The sequence below is a fragment of the Rhodoferax sp. LS1R11 genome (assembly GCF_056521395.1).
The window spans coordinates 23,659-39,478 of record NZ_JBWMAW010000003.1 but is presented as its reverse complement, the minus strand read 5'-3'; the positions used below and the strand labels follow the sequence as shown (position 1 = coordinate 39,478).

The 15,820-nt window shown below is 61.4% G+C and carries 15 protein-coding genes; 10 read left to right on the top strand and 5 right to left on the bottom strand.

What is annotated here, in order from left to right:
• Window positions 1–3: 3 nt before the first annotated feature.
• The 4 genes from boxA to AC097N_RS04875 all read right to left on the bottom strand — a co-directional run bounded on the left by boxA (window position 4) and on the right by AC097N_RS04875 (window position 5,604).
• Complete coding sequence (gene boxA / locus AC097N_RS04890; RefSeq protein ID WP_479579626.1) at window positions 4–1,293, bottom strand: benzoyl-CoA 2,3-epoxidase subunit BoxA; 1,290 nt, start codon at window positions 1,291–1,293, stop codon at window positions 4–6.
• 83 nt (window positions 1,294–1,376) lie between these two features.
• Complete coding sequence (boxB, locus tag AC097N_RS04885; protein WP_479579625.1) at window positions 1,377–2,804, bottom strand: benzoyl-CoA 2,3-epoxidase subunit BoxB; 1,428 nt, start codon at window positions 2,802–2,804, stop codon at window positions 1,377–1,379.
• Window positions 2,805–2,892: 88 nt separating this feature from the next.
• Window positions 2,893–4,551: a 2,3-epoxybenzoyl-CoA dihydrolase gene (gene boxC / locus AC097N_RS04880; RefSeq protein WP_479579624.1), complete on the bottom strand. Its 1,659-nt coding sequence runs from the start codon at window positions 4,549–4,551 to the stop codon at window positions 2,893–2,895.
• A gap of 120 nt (window positions 4,552–4,671) precedes the next feature.
• Window positions 4,672–5,604, bottom strand: a complete 933-nt coding sequence (locus AC097N_RS04875; RefSeq protein ID WP_479579623.1) for a helix-turn-helix transcriptional regulator — start codon at window positions 5,602–5,604, stop codon at window positions 4,672–4,674.
• 89 nt (window positions 5,605–5,693) lie between these two features.
• Here AC097N_RS04875 and AC097N_RS04870 point away from each other — a divergent pair, with 89 nt between their 5' ends.
• From AC097N_RS04870 to AC097N_RS04825, 10 genes are all read left to right on the top strand, one after another.
• Window positions 5,694–6,158 (top strand): DUF4863 family protein, encoded by a 465-nt coding sequence (locus AC097N_RS04870; protein WP_479579622.1) that lies wholly within the window; start codon window positions 5,694–5,696, stop codon window positions 6,156–6,158.
• Window positions 6,159–6,182: 24 nt separating this feature from the next.
• Window positions 6,183–7,745: a 3,4-dehydroadipyl-CoA semialdehyde dehydrogenase gene (locus AC097N_RS04865; protein ID WP_479579621.1), complete on the top strand. Its 1,563-nt coding sequence runs from the start codon at window positions 6,183–6,185 to the stop codon at window positions 7,743–7,745.
• Between the two features lie 49 nt (window positions 7,746–7,794).
• Complete coding sequence (locus AC097N_RS04860; protein ID WP_479579620.1) at window positions 7,795–9,393, top strand: benzoate-CoA ligase family protein; 1,599 nt, start codon at window positions 7,795–7,797, stop codon at window positions 9,391–9,393.
• Window positions 9,390–10,205: an alpha/beta fold hydrolase gene (locus AC097N_RS04855; protein WP_479579619.1), complete on the top strand. Its 816-nt coding sequence runs from the start codon at window positions 9,390–9,392 to the stop codon at window positions 10,203–10,205. Before AC097N_RS04860 ends, AC097N_RS04855 begins: the two co-directional genes overlap by 4 nt.
• Complete coding sequence (locus tag AC097N_RS04850; protein ID WP_479579618.1) at window positions 10,202–11,380, top strand: ABC transporter substrate-binding protein; 1,179 nt, start codon at window positions 10,202–10,204, stop codon at window positions 11,378–11,380. The genes AC097N_RS04855 and AC097N_RS04850 overlap by 4 nt, the downstream gene beginning before the upstream one ends.
• 74 nt (window positions 11,381–11,454) lie before the next feature.
• Window positions 11,455–12,336, top strand: coding sequence for a branched-chain amino acid ABC transporter permease (locus tag AC097N_RS04845; protein WP_479579617.1), 882 nt, complete (start codon window positions 11,455–11,457; stop codon window positions 12,334–12,336).
• A gap of 16 nt (window positions 12,337–12,352) precedes the next feature.
• Window positions 12,353–13,363 (top strand): branched-chain amino acid ABC transporter permease, encoded by a 1,011-nt coding sequence (locus AC097N_RS04840; RefSeq protein WP_479579616.1) that lies wholly within the window; start codon window positions 12,353–12,355, stop codon window positions 13,361–13,363.
• Window positions 13,350–14,102, top strand: a complete 753-nt coding sequence (locus AC097N_RS04835; RefSeq protein WP_479579615.1) for an ABC transporter ATP-binding protein — start codon at window positions 13,350–13,352, stop codon at window positions 14,100–14,102. Before AC097N_RS04840 ends, AC097N_RS04835 begins: the two co-directional genes overlap by 14 nt.
• A 1-nt stretch (window position 14,103) precedes the next feature.
• Window positions 14,104–14,817, top strand: coding sequence for an ABC transporter ATP-binding protein (locus AC097N_RS04830; protein ID WP_479579614.1), 714 nt, complete (start codon window positions 14,104–14,106; stop codon window positions 14,815–14,817).
• Between the two features lie 29 nt (window positions 14,818–14,846).
• Window positions 14,847–15,224 carry a hypothetical protein gene (locus tag AC097N_RS04825; RefSeq protein WP_479579613.1) on the top strand — a complete coding sequence of 126 codons (378 nt, stop codon included), beginning with the start codon at window positions 14,847–14,849 and terminating at the stop codon, window positions 15,222–15,224.
• 12 nt (window positions 15,225–15,236) lie between these two features.
• On the opposite strand, the gene AC097N_RS04820 is transcribed toward AC097N_RS04825, so the two are convergent.
• Window positions 15,237–15,761, bottom strand: coding sequence for a C40 family peptidase (locus AC097N_RS04820; protein WP_479579612.1), 525 nt, complete (start codon window positions 15,759–15,761; stop codon window positions 15,237–15,239).
• Between the last annotated feature and the right edge of the window lie 59 nt (window positions 15,762–15,820).

Here is a 15,820-nt window from a genome sequence, read left to right as displayed (position 1 = left end):
AATTCAGTAAGTTTCCAGATGGAGGCGGCCTTCTTTTTTGAGCGCCGTGCCCACCGTCTCCCAGTTCAGGCCGGCTTGCTGCGCCACATCGCGCAGTGCCAGCACCACGCCTTCTTCCATGCTTTTCAGGCCGCAGACATAGAAGCAGGTGTTGGGGTCGCTCAGCAGTGCGCTCAGGTCGGCGGCGCGTTCGCGCATCAGGTCTTGCACGTAGCGTTTGGGCTGACCAGGGGTGCGCGAGAAGGCAAAGTTGATGTCAATAAAGTCTTTGGGCAGGCTTTGCAATGGGCCAAAGTAAGGCAGTTCTTCCTTGGTGCGGGCGCCAAAAAACAGCATGAGTTTGCCGCCCTCGAATTTGCCCGAAGCACGCAGGCGGCGACGCCATTCGGTCATGGCGCGCATGGGGGCGCTGCCGGTGCCGGTGCAAATCATCACAATATTGGAACGCGGGTGGTTGGGGGCCAGGAAGCTGGTGCCAAACGGCCCGATGACCTGGACCTTGTCGCCCACCTGCAGGTCACACATGTAGTTGCTGCCAACGCCGCGCACCGGTTCGCCGCGGTGGTTTTCCAGCACGCGCTTGATGGTGAGCGACACGTTGTTGTAGCCGGGGCGCTCGCCGTTGCGCGGGCTGGCAACAGAGTATTGGCGCGCATGGTGGGCGCGTCCACCCGCGTCGGTGCCGGGCGGGATGATGCCGATGGACTGGCCTTCCAGCACCGGAAAGGGCATGGCGCCAAAGTCCAGCACCACATGATGGGTGTCGTAGTCGTCGCCCTGGGTGTGCCCGGCTTCGGTCACGCGCACATTGCCCACCACGGTAGCGGTGATTGATTTCTCAGTGGCCTTGGGGCCGTAGAGATTGATATAGGCGTGGGCGGCCGACCACGGGGGCAGCGTGGCGCCGTATTGGGCGCTGTTGAAGCTGCCTTCCTCGGGGCTGGCGGACTGCAGGGGCGCAGCGGGTGTGGCTGCTGCGTCGGTTGCCGGGTTCACGCCTTCGGCCTCCAGTTGCTCGACCGTCCACTCAGCAGGCAGTTCTTCCCAGGTGAGTTGCTCGGCGGGGGTGTAGGCCTTGAGGCGCGGCATCAGGCGCCAGTTGTCAATGGAGCCGGTGGGACACGGTGAAATGCAGGCCATACACAAGTTGCACTTGTCGGCATTCACCACATAGTTTCGGTCATCGTGCGTGATGGCCGCAACCGGACAAATGGCTTCGCAGGTGTTGCAACGGATGCAGATTTCAGGGTCAATCAAATGCTGCTTGATCGTGGTGGCTTCGGTCATGTCCATGGCGGTCTCCAGGTGTCTTCTTTGTTTTTACTGACTCAGGGGGCCACGCGGGCCCCCTGACTTTTTTGTCGCCGTGCGGGAGATCAGTTGAAGCGGACGTATTCGAAGTCCACACCCTGGCGGTTGATGCCCATCACCGGGGGCGCGATCCAGTTGGCAAACTTGCCCGGCTCCACGACGCGGCCCATCAGGCTGGCGACATAGGCGCGGTCTTCACGCGAAGGTAGCCACTGATTGACCATCAGGTTCCATTCACTTTCCGACACCACGCGGCCGTCCGGCGACACCTTAACGCCCGACAGGGCACCAATGTTGCGGTGGAAGGCCTTGTGCGGCACGCTCAGGCGGGTTGTGATGCCGGCTTTGGCCAGCACCTTGTTCCAGCGCTCCACACCGCCAACCGAGTCCTTGATGTAGTCGTCGCGCAGCACTTCGTTCAGGGCGTTGAGCATCGGCACTTCTTTTTCAAGCAGTTCGCCGTTCTTGGCTTCCAGCACCTTGTAGGTCTTGCCTTTGAGCACATGGTCATCGTCACGTTTGCCTTCTTCATAGCGGCCTTTCAGGCCTGAGCTGTAGAAGGTGGCGGCGTTGCTGGACTCGTCGGCACCAAACAGGTCAATGGTGACGCTGAAATGGAAGTTGATGTAGCGCTGGATGGTCGGCAGGTCGATCACGCCGGCGGCGCGCAGCTTGCCCACGTCGTCGGTTTTGAGGTCGTTCATGGCCTGCGCCGTGCGGGTGATGACGCGCGAGATACCGGATTCGCCCACAAACATGTGGTGCGCTTCTTCGGTCAGCATGAACTTGGTGGTGCGGGCCAGCGGGTCGAACGCGCTTTCGGCCAGCGCGCACAACTGGTACTTGCCGTCACGGTCGGTGAAGTAGGTGAACATGAAGAAGCTCAGCCAGTCCGGCGTGGCTTCGTTGAAGGCGCCCAGGATGCGCGGGTTGTTGGCATCACCGCTGCGGCGCTCCAACAGGCCCTCGGCTTCTTCGCGGCCATCGCGGCCAAAGTGTTTGTGCAACAGGTACACCATGGCCCACAGGTGGCGGCCTTCTTCGACGTTGATCTGGAACAGGTTGCGCAGGTCGTACATGCTGGGCGCGGTCAGGCCCAGGTGGCGCTGCTGCTCCACCGATGCGGGCTCGGTGTCACCCTGCGTCACGATGATGCGGCGCAGGTTGGCGCGGTGTTCGCCGGGCACGTCCTGCCAGGCTTTTTCGCCCTTGTGGTCGCCAAAGTGGATGGTGCGGTCGGTCTCGCCGGGGTTGAGGAAAATACCCCAGCGGTAGTCGCGCATCTTCACGTGGCCAAACTGGGCCCAGCCTTGCGGGTCCACGCTGACGGCGGTGCGCAGGTACACGTCCATGTCGGTGGAGCCGACCGGGCCCACATCGTCCCACCAGTTGATGAAGTTGGGCTGCCATTGTTCGAGGGCGCGCTGCAAGGTGCGGTCTTCGCTCAGGTTGACGTTATTGGGGATTTTTTCGCTGTAATTGATGCCGGACATGATGTTCTCCAGGACTTAACTGAGTTGGTGGAAAAAAGTTAAGGTTGCGACGCGCCACCCGGTTTCGCGTCGCACAACATGAATAAAGTTAGACGCGGTTCCAGTCAAAGGCTGCTTTTTCGCCCTTGCCATACACCTTGAGTGCGCCCTTTTCTCCCACGGCGTTGGGCCGCTGGAAAATCCAGTTTTGCCAGGCAGTCAGGCGTCCGAAGATGCGGGTGGCCATGTTCTCCTGGCTGTTGAAACGCAGGTTGGCTTCCAGACCAGTCAGGGCGTCGGGCGACATTGAAACGCGCTCTTCAATGGCGATGCGCACTTCGTCCGCCCAGTCGATGTCGTCCGGGTTGGCAGTCACCAGGCCCACGGCAAAGGCGGCGTCGGCGTCCAGCGGCTGGCCCGCCTTGGCGCGCACGGCGTCCAGCGCGGGCTGTTCGTCATAAAAGCGGCGACCCAGGCGGCTCTGGTCGGTGGCCATGGGGTAGAGGCCAAAGTTGGTCTCGGCCACGGTGATCTTGGGGGCGCGGACTTCATCGTCAGGCAGCGCCAGGTGGTAACTGCGGTCGCAGGCCAGGGCGAGTTCGAGGAAGGTGCCAGCAAAGCAGGAGCCCGGTTCAATCAAGGCAAACAGGCTGCGTGAGGACACGTCCAGGCGGCTCAGTGTGCGGCGCAGCAGGCCGATGGTTTCGCGCACCAGCCAGTGACTCTGATGGGCCAGCAGCGCGGCGTCCATGGCCAGCACGGCAGCGGCATCACCTTCGGTCTTGATCAGCCAGGTGCCAATGTCGAGTTCATTGGTGCGCATGGACAAAATCGCGTCTTCGAGTTCACGCGCCATGGCCAGCGGATACCAGTTGGCACCCTGGGCTTCAATGCCGGCAATGTCGTTGGGCTGAGCGCCGGCGGGGGCTTTCACGGTGAAGGTGGCGACACGTTTGGTGCGGTCAATTTCGACTGTGACATGGCTGTAGCGCAGGGCGTCGGCTTCGAGCGTGCGGTTCAGCGGCGTCAGTGCCACGCCCTTGCCGTCGGCCGGGCGGTCGCTTTGGGCGGCCAACTCCAGGGCGCGGGCTTGCACCGTCTGGGCAAACACGGAGGTTTTGGCCACGGCGTCCACCAATCGCCAGTCCACGGCTTTTTGTCCGCGCACACCTTCCACGCTGGTGCAGAAGATATCGGCCAGGTCATGGCGCACATGGCGCTTGTCGGTCACACGAGTCAGGCCACCAGTGCCGGGCAACACACCCAGCAACGGGACTTCAGGCAGGCTCACGGCGCTGGCGCGGTCGTCCACCAGAATGATTTCATCGCAGGCCAGCGCCAGTTCGTAGCCACCACCGGCGCAGGCGCCGTTCACAGCCGCCAGAAATTTCAGGCCGCTGTGTTTGGAAGAGTCTTCCAGGCCGTTGCGGGTTTCGTTGGTGAATTTGCAGAAGTTCACTTTCCAGGCGTGACTGGAAACGCCCAGCATGAAGATGTTGGCGCCGGAGCAAAACACTTTTTCCTTGGCGCTCGTGACCACCACCGTGCGCACTTCAGGGTGTTCAAAGCGGATACGGCTGACGGCATCGTTCAACTCAATGTCCACACCCAGGTCGTAGCTGTTGAGCTTGAGCTTGTAGCCGGGGCGCAGACCCGCGTTCTCATCAAAATCAGCCTTCAGGGTGGCCACAGAACCCTCAAAACTGAGTTTCCAGTGTTTGTACTGCGAAGGATTAGTCTGGTATTCAACTCGACTGGGATGGCTCATGGGTTTGTCTCCTTGGGTTGATGCATAAAAATGCATTAATTGAAATCAATTGACGCATGATATTGCATGTTCACAAACGAAGTAAAGCACTTTTATGCTTATTTTCAGGAGCCCCGGAATTTAGTCGGGGAGTTGCAGTGCCTGTCGAACCATCCCACGCAGGGCCAGAAAGGTGGGCTCCAGTGACTGCGCACTGGTATTGAGCTTGAGTTGAGCCTTGGAATAAAAAGCGGCGCGACCCGCCAGAATGCCTTTGAGGTCTTCCATGGCCTCCTTGCTGGCCGCCATCGGACGCAGGTCGCCTTGTGCGGCAACCCGCTTCATATGATCTTCCGGGTCAGCCTGCAACCAGACGGTGGTGCAGTGGGTGAGCAACTGGTTGAAGGTGGCCGCATCGGACACCAGGCCACCAGGTGTGGCAATGACCACTTCCGAATGGATCTGGATGGCCTCTTCCAGCGCTCGCCGCTCGTAGCGACGGTACGCATTCACACCGTAGAGTGCCTGGATTTCCGACACGCTGCAGCCAGCAAATTTCTCGATTTCGCGACTCAGCTCCACAAAGGGGAAACCCAGGTCATCCGCCAGTTGCTGGCCCAGGGTGGACTTGCCGGCGCCGCGCAGGCCGATCAGGGCGACACGCGGGCAGTGGGCCGCCAGACCACCACCGGTGCCCAGCATCTCGCCAATGGTCACGCGTACCCGCTGCAGGGTGGCTTCGTCGCGCTGCTCCAACAGTTCACGGATCAACAACCACTCGGGGGAAGAGGTGGTCACATCGCCAATCAGCTCACCCAGCGAACACTGCAGGGCGCGCCCCACCTGCAGCAGCACCAAGATAGAGGCGTTGCCAACGCCATATTCCAGGTTGGCCAAATGCCGCTCGGAGACATCGGCCGCCAGCGCCACCGCCTTGCGGGTCATCCCGCGGCGGGCGCGCAGACTGCGCACCCGGTCACCCAGGGCGGCGAGGAAAGGGTTTCTTTCTTGCCCGGCTTCTGTCGGGGCTGGACTAGGTACTAACCCGGATAACTGCAATATAGTGCTTGACATGGTGTAGGTGAGACTTTATTGTTCGTGTTTGCACAATAATTCATGTTTTAAAAATGTGCAAGCAGAATAGTAACCACGGAGCCTCACGGATGTCACCCACTCAATTTCGCGAACAGATCGCCGCCCTCAGTGCCCAGTTGGCCGGGCGCCCGCTGGATGCCGACCTGGACGCCTGGCTGAACGCCGAACACGGCGTTGGCAGCGTCACCTATACCCAATTGCTTCAAAGTTGCGAAGCCGGTGTGGCCGAGGGCTGGCTGTGCGACCGCGAAGGCGGCGGCGTGCGCTACGGACGCATTTTCAAGCCCGCCCCGGACCTGCACGGTTTTTCGGTGGATGTGGTCGATATGACCGACATTGCCGGCCCGCACCACGCCCATCCCCATGGCGAGATCGACCTGATCATGCCCATGGACGAAGGCGCGCAATTTGACGGCCGCCCTGCCGGCTGGCTGGTCTGCCCACCGGGCAGCGCGCACCAACCCACGGTCAGCCAGGGCCGTGCCCTCGTCTTGTACCTGCTGCCTGAAGGCCGCATTGACTTCACCCGTTGATTCCAAAAAACCTAAAGAAATCCCATGTCAGAACTGCTTTCCAATTATTTCGCTGGCCAGTGGCAAACCGGTACGGGCGCGGGTAGCGCCTTGTTTGACCCTGTGCTGGGCACAGAGCTGGTGCGTGTGGACGCGACGCGCCTGAACCTCAATGCAGGGTTTTCCTTCGCCCGTGAGCAAGGCGGTGCCGCCCTGCGTGCGCTGACCTACCGTGAACGCGCCAGCATGCTGGCCGCAGCCGTCAAGGTGTTGCAAGCCAATCGCGATGCCTATTACGAGATCGCCACCGCCAACAGTGGAACCGTAAAAAACGACTCGGCAGTGGACATTGACGGTGGCATCTTTACCCTGGGCACCTACGCCAAGCTGGGTGAATCCCTGGGTGACCGCCGCTTCATGCTCGATGGTGAGGCCGCACGCCTGGGCAAAGACCCCCTGTTTCAATCACAGCATGTACTGACCCCGACACGCGGCGTGGCGCTGTTCATCAACGCCTTCAATTTCCCGAGCTGGGGCTTGTGGGAGAAGGCCGCGCCGGCGCTGCTCTCCGGTGTGCCGGTGATCGTCAAGCCCGCCACAGCGACCGCCTGGCTGACCCAGCGCATGGTCAAGGATGTGGTGGACGCCGGCATCTTCCCACCCGGTGCGCTGTCGGTGGTGTGTGGCAGTTCGGCAGGGCTGATGGATGCCTTGCAGACTTTCGATGTGCTGTCCTTCACTGGCTCGGCGGCCACGGCGGCCATCATCCGTTCTCACCCTGCGGTGGCGCAACGCTCTGTGCGCGTCAATATTGAGGCGGACAGCGTGAACTCGGCACTGCTCCTGCCGGACGCTGTGCCCGGCAGCGCCGCGTTTGACTTGCTGGTGAAAGAAGTGGTGCGCGAGATGACCGTCAAGTCCGGCCAGAAGTGCACCGCCATTCGCCGTGTTTTTGTGCCCGAGGCTGTTTATGCCCCGGTGGCTGAAGCCATTGGCGCACGGCTGGCCAAAACCACGGTCGGCAACCCCCGTAATGACACGGTGCGCATGGGCGCGCTGGTGAACCGCGAGCAACTGGCGACCGTGCGTGACGGCCTGGTTTATTTGAAACAACAGACCGAGGTGTTGTACGACGGCGCCACGCAGGCGCTGGTGGATGCCGACCCTGCAGTGGCCTGCTGCGTCGGTCCCACACTGCTGGGCGCACGTAACGCGGATGCTGCGGATCGGGCGCATGACACAGAGGTGTTTGGCCCCGTCGCCACGCTCATGCCGTACCGCGATGCCGCCCACGCGCTGGTGCTGGTGCGCCGCGGGCAAGGCTCGCTGGTGGCCTCGCTGTATGGCGCCGACCCGGCTGCGCTGGCTGCTGTGGCGCTCGAATTGGCCGATAGCCATGGCCGCGTGCACGTGATCTCACCGGATGTGGCGCAGCTGCACACCGGCCACGGTAACGTCATGCCCCAGTCCTTGCATGGCGGCCCTGGCCGGGCGGGGGGCGGTGAAGAGCTGGGCGGTTTGCGCGCACTGGGTTTCTATCACCGCCGCAGTGCGGTGCAGGCCAGCACCGTGGTATTGGCGGCGCTGGGCACCACCGCAACCGCATGAGCGGTGCCAGAACGCCACGACCCACCGAACGACCGATCAGGAAACCTCGATGACTTCCTCTACCCCCACAACCCACGCTTCAACCGTCTTGCCGCCCGCCGACGCGTTTAACTTCGCGCAGCACTTGCTGGCCTGCAACACCGAACGGGCCGCCAAAGCCGCATTCGTCGACGACGAGGGCGTGCTCACCTATGGCCAGCTCGACGAGCGGGTACGCCGCGTCGCTGCCGGCTTGCGTGCGCTTGGCATCAAGCGCGAGGAGCGCGTGTTGCTGCTGATGCAAGACTGCAACGACTGGCCGGTGAGCTTTCTTGGCGCCATGTATGCGGGTCTGGTGCCAGTCGCCGTGAACACCCTGCTCACGGCAGATGACTACGCCTACATGCTGGAGAATTCCCGGGCGCAAGCGGTAATGGTGTCGGGCACGTTGTTGCCCGCATTGACGGCGGCGATGACCAAGTGCGACCACGAGGTGACGAAGGTGATCGTGTCAACCCCTGTCGCGCCGCTACATCCGGCTGAAATGGAGTTTGAGACATTCGTGCAGGCTCACTCACCGCTGAACAAGCCAGCGGCCACCGGCCCTGACGACCCAGGCTTCTGGCTCTATTCATCTGGCTCGACCGGCCGGCCAAAAGGCACAGTGCACTCCCACGCAAACCCCTACTGGACAGCAGAGCTGTACGGCAAGGGCGTGCTGGACCTGAAAGAAAACGACACCTGTTTTTCGGCCGCCAAACTCTTCTTTGCCTACGGCCTGGGCAATGCATTGACCTTTCCCATGAGCGTGGGTGCCACGTCCATACTGATGGCTGAACGGCCAACGCCCGATGCCACCTTCAAGCGCTGGCTCGGTCATGTGGGCGGTGTGAAACCGACCGTGTTCTACGGTGCCCCAACGGGGTTTGCAGGCATGCTGGCATCACCCAATTTACCCGAGCGGTCCGCTGTGGCCATGCGCTTGGTTTCATCAGCGGGAGAAGCCTTGCCGTCCGAACTCGGCGAACGCTTCAAGCGCCACTTCGGTGTTGACATTGTGGACGGCATTGGCTCCACAGAGATGTTGCACATCTTCCTGTCAAACCTGCCGGAGAAGGTTCGTTACGGCACCACCGGCTGGCCGGTGCCGGGCTACGATATCGAGTTGCGTGATGACGACGGCAAGCCGGTGCCGGATGGCGAGCCAGGCGACCTCTATATCCATGGCCCCTCGGCGGCGATGATGTACTGGGGCAATCGCGCCAAAACACGCGAGACCTTCCAGGGCGGCTGGACCAAGAGCGGCGACAAGTACATCCGCAACAACGATGGCAGCTACACCTATGGCGGCCGCAGCGACGACATGCTCAAGGTCAGTGGCATCTATGTGTCCCCGTTTGAGGTGGAGGCCACGCTGGTGCAGCACCCATCGGTGCTGGAAGCCGCTGTCATCGGCGTGATCGATGCCGATGGGCTGACCAAGACCAAGGCCTTTGTGGTGCTGAAGGCCGGTGCGCAGGCCACGGATACCGAGTTAAAAGCCTTCGTCAAAGACAAACTGGCGCCCTATAAATACCCGCGTCAGATTGTTTTCATTGCCGACCTGCCAAAGACAGCCACCGGAAAAATCCAGCGTTTCAAGCTGCGCGAATCCGAAGCGGCCCGATGAGCGAAGTGGTGCGCTTTATCGAGATCGACTGGGCCGGGCGCCAGGTCCGCATCGAGCACCAGTGGATCGGGCGCGATCGAGCGGGTGCGCCGCTGATCATCTTTTTGCACGAAGGTTTGGGTTCGCTGGCGATGTGGAAAGATTTTCCACGGCAATTGTGCGAGGCCGCGGCTTGTCGCGGACTGGTGTATTCGCGGCCCGCTTACGGCCGTTCCACGCCGCGTGCGGCGGAGGACGCCTGGGGCCTGGACTTCATGCACCGGCAAGCACATGAGGTGCTGCCGGCCTTGCTGGCGGCGCTGGGTGTGGACACTGTGGCCCAGCCGCCCTGGCTGTTGGGCCACAGCGACGGCGGGTCAATCACGCTCCTGTACGCGGCGGCATTCCCAGAACGCATTGCTGGCGCCATCGTGCTGGCGCCACACATTCTGGTGGAAGACCTGTCGGTGACTAGCATCGAAAAAGCTCGGACCGCTTATCTGGAAACAGACCTGCCCCAGCGTCTTGCCAAATACCACGACGACCCCGACTCCGCCTTTTGGGGCTGGAACCGCATCTGGCTGCATCCGCCGTTCAAAGCCTGGACGATCGAAGCCGAGATCGACGCCATCCGCTGCCCGCTGCTGGCCGTGCAAGGCCTGGACGACGAATACGGCACACTGGAACAGATTCGTGGCATCGCACGTCGCGTACCACAGACCGAGTTGCTCGAACTGGGCAATTGCGGTCATTCACCGCATCGCGATCAGACCGAACGTCTGATCGCCACTGCTTGCGCCTTCATCACACAACAAACCGGAGACACACCATGAACCCATCCCGCAGAACACTGATCAGCACCGCCACAGCCCTTGCCCTGGCGGCCTTGTCGGTCGTGCCAGCGCACGCGCAAGCACAGCCCAAACTCAAGGTGGGTTTGATGTTGCCTTACACCGGCACATTCGCCGCGCTGGGCAATGCCATCGAGAACGGATTTCGCCTGTATGTGGCCGAGCAGGGTGGCAAGCTCAGCGGGCGCGAAATTGAATTCATCAAGGTAGACGACGAGTCCGATCCGTCCAAAGCCACCGACAACGTGAACAAGCTCATCAAGCGTGACAACGTCGATGTGTTGATTGGTTCGGTGCATTCTGGCGTGGCGATGGCCATGGCCAAGGTGGCCAAGGACACCGGCACCGTGCTGATCGTGCCCAACGCCGGCGCTGATGCCGTGACCGGCGCGATGTGCGCGCCCAATATTTTCCGCAGCTCCTTTTCCAACTGGCAACCGGGCTACGCCATGGGCGAGGTGGTGGCCAAGAAGGGCCACCAAAAAGTGGTGACGATTACCTGGAAGTATGCGGCGGGTGATGAGTCGGTTCGCGGCTTCAAGGAAGCGTTTGAAAAATCGGGAGGCAAGGTGATCAAGGAGCTGAACCTGCCTTTCCCCAACGTGGAGTTCCAGGCGCTGCTGACCGAAATTGCCGCCGCCAAGCCCGATGCGGTTTACACTTTTTTTGCAGGCGGTGGGGCGGTCAAGTTCGTCAAGGACTATGCAGCAACCGGTCTCAAGAAGAGTATTCCGCTGTATGGCGCTGGCTTCCTGACGGATGGCACGCTGGAAGCACAAGGCGCAGACGCGGCCGACCTGCTGACCACGCTGCACTATGCCGACAGCCTGGGTACGCCGCGTGACAACGCGTTCCGCCTGTCCTACGCCAAGACCTACAAATTGCAGCCCGATGTGTACGCGGTGCAGGGCTATGACGCAGCACAGATGCTGGGCGTTGGCCTGGCGGCGGTGAAGGGGGATATGAATAAAAAGGCAGAGTTCACAGGAGCCATTGAAAAGGCAAAGATCGACAGCCCGCGGGGTTCCTTCACCCTGTCCAAGTCGCATAACCCGGTGCAGGATATTTACCTGCGCCAGGTTGGCGCCAAGGAGAACAAGGTGGTGAGCGTGGCCAGCAAGGCGCTCACCGATCCGGGCCGTGGCTGCCGTATGTAAAGCGCGTCACATCATTTCATTCACCTGAAGCCCCGCGGCTGTGTGCAGCGGCGGGGTGCACAAGGCTCTCCTCAATGGACTTAACCACCTTCCTGATCCAGTGCCTGAACGCGCTGCAATACGGTTTGCTGCTGTTTCTGGTGGCTTCCGGGCTGACGCTGATCTTCGGCATCATGGGCGTCATCAACCTGGCGCACGGCAGCTTCTACATGATTGGTGCCTACATGGCATATGCCCTGGCACCCATCGTCGAGTCCACGTTTGGCGGCGGATTTTTTGCCACCTTGTTCGTCGGACTGGTACTGGCCGTGCTGCTGGGCTATGTGCTGGAGTGGGCTTTTTTCAGCTTTCTGTACGAGCGTGAACACCTGCAGCAGGTGTTGATGACCTACGGTCTGATTCTGGTGTTTGAGGAGTTGCGCAGCCTGCTGGTGGGGGACGATGTGTATGGCGTCAAGCTGCCGGACTTTCTGGCTGGCACGCTCCCGCTGGGGGATCTGATGACTTACCCCGTGTACCGCCTCTTCATCTCGGGCGTGTGCCTGGCGCTGGCACTGGGCATGTACTTTGTGTTCACGCGCACCCGGCTGGGCATGATGATTCGCGCCGGCAGTACCAACCGCGAGATGGTGCAATCGCTGGGTATTGACATCAAGTTTCTCTACCGGGTGGTGTTTGCCGCGGGGGTGGCCATTGCCGTGCTGGCCGGCATGGTGGCGGCCCCCGTGTCGTCGGTCTACCCGGGCATGGGCAACAGTGTGTTGATCATCTGCTTTGTGGTGGTGGTGATTGGTGGCATTGGCTCCATCCGGGGTGCCTTGCTGGCGGCCCTGCTGATTGGCGTGGTGGACACCTTTGGCAAGGTGCTCTTGCCCCAGGCTTCGGGCGTGCTGGTCTATGTGCTGATGGCGCTGATTCTCTTGTGGAAGCCGGATGGCTTGTTCAAGGCTGGCTGAAACTGAGATCACTCAAATGAAGCAATCCAAATTTATCTTTGTGGCATTCGCCTTTGCGGCACTGGCCCTGTTTCCGCTGGCTGCGGGTCAATACGGCATTGATCTGGCGACCAAGATCATGATTTTTGCCGTTTTTGCCCTGAGCCTGGAGCTGCTCGTGGGCAGCACCGGGCTGGTGTGTTTCGGGCAGGCGGCGTTCTTCGGCATTGGGGCCTATGCCACGGTGCTGCTGACGCCGCAGGACGGTACCGCGTCACTCCTGTGGCTGCTGCCGGCCTGCGTGCTGGCGGCCGCGGTGTATGCCTTGTTGGTGGGCGCCTTGTCGCTGCGTACCAAGGGCGTGTACTTCATCATGGTAACGCTGGCGTTTGCCCAGATGGCCTACTACGTGGTGCATGACACGCCCCTGGGCGGCGGCACCGATGGCATCTACCTGTTGAGCAAACCGGTGCTGGGTTCGCTGCTGGACCTGAACAAGCCGCTGGTGCTGTACGGCTTCACGCTGACCTGCCTGCTGGGGGTCTTTGGCTTTTTGGCCTTGTTGCTGCGTTCACGCTTTGGCCGTGCGCTGGCGGGCATTCGGGTCAACGAGCAGCGTATGCGGGCCACTGGTTTTTCGACCTACCCCTACAAACTGGCTGCGTTTGTGATCTCGGGCGGCATTGCGGGTCTGGCAGGTTTTCTGTTTGCGGTGAAGGACGGCTTTGTCAACCCGGAACTCATCAGCTGGCACTTGTCGGGCGAGGTGCTGATCATGATCATTCTGGGCGGGCTGGGGCACTTGCGCGGCGCGTTGCTGGGGGCATTTGCCTTTGCGCTGCTGCAGGAGTTTTTCAAATCAGAAGCCGTCTTTGGCGATTTTTCAAAACATTGGCATTTGGGCCTGGGCCTGACCATCATCGCCAGCGTGGCACTGTTGCCGCGTGGCCTGGTGGGTGTGCCGGAGCAACTGACGGCACGCCTGCGCGGACGGCTCACGGGTGCACGTGCCACCAACACAAAGGAGGTGACAAATGGCTCAGTCTGACATGCTGCTGCGCGGGCGCGAGATCACCCGCCTCTGGGGGGGGCTCGTGGCACTCAATCGCGTGTCGATCGATCTGGAGCGCGGCACCGTGCACGCCGTGATTGGCACCAACGGTGCCGGAAAATCCACCCTGATCAACATTCTGTCGGGCGAAATTCCGCCGTCCAGCGGGCAGGTGGAATTGCTGGGCACAGACGTCACGAACTGGTCACAGCCCCGTCGTGCCCAGACTGGTCTGGGGCGCAGTTACCAGCGCAACACCATCTACCCGAGCTTTACCGTGCTGGAGAACTGCCGACTGGCTGCGCAGGCCCGTACCCAGAAGCCCTGGACGTGGTGGCGCAATGCGCAACGCTGTGAGGCCAGTACCAGCGCCGCGCAAGCGTCGGCAGCGCGCGCGGGTTTGAGCGGCCTGCTGGACCGCCCGGCCGGGCTGTTGTCACACGGCCAGAAACGCCAACTGGAGATTGCCATGTGCCTGGCCACCCAACCTCAGGTACTGCTGCTGGACGAGCCACTGGCCGGCATGGGCGCAGAAGAAACCGAACGCATGCTCACGCTGCTGGCCGAGCTGAAATCCAGTCACGCCATCTTGCTGGTGGAGCACGACATGGATGCTGTTTTTCGCATTGCGGACTGCATCACGGTGATGGTCAACGGCGCCGTGATCGCATCCGGCACACCGGACTTTGTGCGCAACAGCGCCGAAGTGCGCGTGGCCTACCTGGGAGAACATTGAGATGAGCCAAGAATTGATCGTCGATGCCCGTGGCATCAACGCCTGGTATGGCTCCAGCCATATTCTTCATGGCGTAGCGCTGCAAATGGCGCGTGGCGAGACTGTGGGACTGCTGGGCCGCAATGGCATGGGCAAGAGCACGCTGATCCGCACGCTGCTGGGCCATGTGTCCCAGCGCGATGGCCATATCAGCCTGTTCGGGCAAGATGCTTCGCGCTTCAAACCGCACGAGGTGGCCCGCCTGGGCGTGGCCTATGTGCCCGAAGGACGCGGCGTGTTCCCCAACCTGACCGTGCGTGAGAACCTGGTGATGGCGGCACGGCGTGGCCTGGATGGCCGCAACGACTGGTCGTTTGAGCGGGTGATGGAGACTTTTCCGCGCCTGCAGGAGCGCCTGACCAACCTGGGTTCCCAACTATCGGGCGGCGAGCAGCAGATGCTGTCGATTGGCCGCGCCCTGATGACGCACCCGGAGTTGATCGTGCTGGACGAAGCTACCGAAGGCCTGGCGCCCCTTATCGTGACTGAAATCTGGCGCGTGATTGCTCAGATCCGCAGCAGCGGCATTGCCACGCTGATCGTGGACCGCGATTACCGCAAGGTGCTGGCCCAGTCGGACCACGCGCTGGTGCTGCAAAAGGGTCAGGTGGTACTCAGCGGGGCGGCGATTGATGTGGCGCAAAGCCCTGATTTGGCGACTTACCTCGGCGTGTAGCCCCGGCAACGGCTGGACCACAGCCTAAAATGCATGACCCTCTTAACCGGTCCAAATGCATGCCGTCGTCAACGCCAACGAAAGCCCACTGGGCATCTGCCCGCTCTGGCATCTGGAACCGGTGGCGCGGTTACACCGTACGCTGGTTGTTGTTCGCCGAAATCGTCCAGCTGTTTCAACCGATTGACGCTGAGCTGGACACTTATTGGCAAGAAAAACTGTACCAGGCGCTCTCGGGCCTGTTGTTTGGCGCGGTCTGCGCTGTAGTCTTCACGCTGTCTGAAAACACGTTCAATGTGCCCAGGGTCAAATGGAAATCGTGGCTCATCGTCGCCGGAACCTGGCTGGCCGTGAAGCTGGTCTTGGTCAGTGTGATGGCCATGGCGGGTGACCCCATAACCTTGTGAGGCGTGAAGGATTCAAGGTCGGCGAAAAGCCACCTGCTGCGATGCCCAGTACTTTGAATTCAATCGGTCAAGCCTGACTTGCCCACCCGTGGCCGGTGCGTGGACAAACCGGCCGTCACCAACATAGATTCCCGCATGCGTGGGCTCCGCGCCCTGGCCAAAGAGAACCAGGTCGCCCGTACGGATGCCTTCACCCGGCACCAGTTGCCCCCAGCTTTGAAGGCGTGAGACCGTTCGTGGGGGTGTGACACCTGCCCTGCTTTTGTAGACGTGACCAATCAGGCCACTGCAATCAAACCCGGCATCAGGCGTGTTGCCACCGTACCGGTAGGGCGTGCCAACAAGACCTAGCGCATAGATGGTGATGTCATGGGCCTGTTCCTGCGAGAGTCTCGACGGCACGGCCCACACGTCCGCGGACGACGCTTCACGCTGGCTCGGTAGCGTGGTGCTGCATCCACCCAGCGCGAGTACCAGTACCAGCGAAAGGGTGATGGCCCAAAGGCAGCGATCTTTTAAAAAACTCAGGCCAGACATCCGTTGATGATAGTGCCGACTCACCACAAAAGTCGATCCGAAGCCCATTCGGCCTGACC

Coding starts and splice junctions, on each gene's coding strand:
- boxA (WP_479579626.1), bottom strand. CDS start 1,293: ATGGACATGACCGAAGCCACCACGATCAAGCAGCATTTGATTGACCCT.
- boxB (WP_479579625.1), bottom strand. CDS start 2,804: ATGTCCGGCATCAATTACAGCGAAAAAATCCCCAATAACGTCAACCTG.
- boxC (WP_479579624.1), bottom strand. CDS start 4,551: ATGAGCCATCCCAGTCGAGTTGAATACCAGACTAATCCTTCGCAGTAC.
- AC097N_RS04875 (WP_479579623.1), bottom strand. CDS start 5,604: ATGTCAAGCACTATATTGCAGTTATCCGGGTTAGTACCTAGTCCAGCC.
- AC097N_RS04870 (WP_479579622.1), top strand. CDS start 5,694: ATGTCACCCACTCAATTTCGCGAACAGATCGCCGCCCTCAGTGCCCAG.
- AC097N_RS04865 (WP_479579621.1), top strand. CDS start 6,183: ATGTCAGAACTGCTTTCCAATTATTTCGCTGGCCAGTGGCAAACCGGT.
- AC097N_RS04860 (WP_479579620.1), top strand. CDS start 7,795: ATGACTTCCTCTACCCCCACAACCCACGCTTCAACCGTCTTGCCGCCC.
- AC097N_RS04855 (WP_479579619.1), top strand. CDS start 9,390: ATGAGCGAAGTGGTGCGCTTTATCGAGATCGACTGGGCCGGGCGCCAG.
- AC097N_RS04850 (WP_479579618.1), top strand. CDS start 10,202: ATGAACCCATCCCGCAGAACACTGATCAGCACCGCCACAGCCCTTGCC.
- AC097N_RS04845 (WP_479579617.1), top strand. CDS start 11,455: ATGGACTTAACCACCTTCCTGATCCAGTGCCTGAACGCGCTGCAATAC.
- AC097N_RS04840 (WP_479579616.1), top strand. CDS start 12,353: ATGAAGCAATCCAAATTTATCTTTGTGGCATTCGCCTTTGCGGCACTG.
- AC097N_RS04835 (WP_479579615.1), top strand. CDS start 13,350: ATGGCTCAGTCTGACATGCTGCTGCGCGGGCGCGAGATCACCCGCCTC.
- AC097N_RS04830 (WP_479579614.1), top strand. CDS start 14,104: ATGAGCCAAGAATTGATCGTCGATGCCCGTGGCATCAACGCCTGGTAT.
- AC097N_RS04825 (WP_479579613.1), top strand. CDS start 14,847: ATGCATGACCCTCTTAACCGGTCCAAATGCATGCCGTCGTCAACGCCA.
- AC097N_RS04820 (WP_479579612.1), bottom strand. CDS start 15,761: ATGTCTGGCCTGAGTTTTTTAAAAGATCGCTGCCTTTGGGCCATCACC.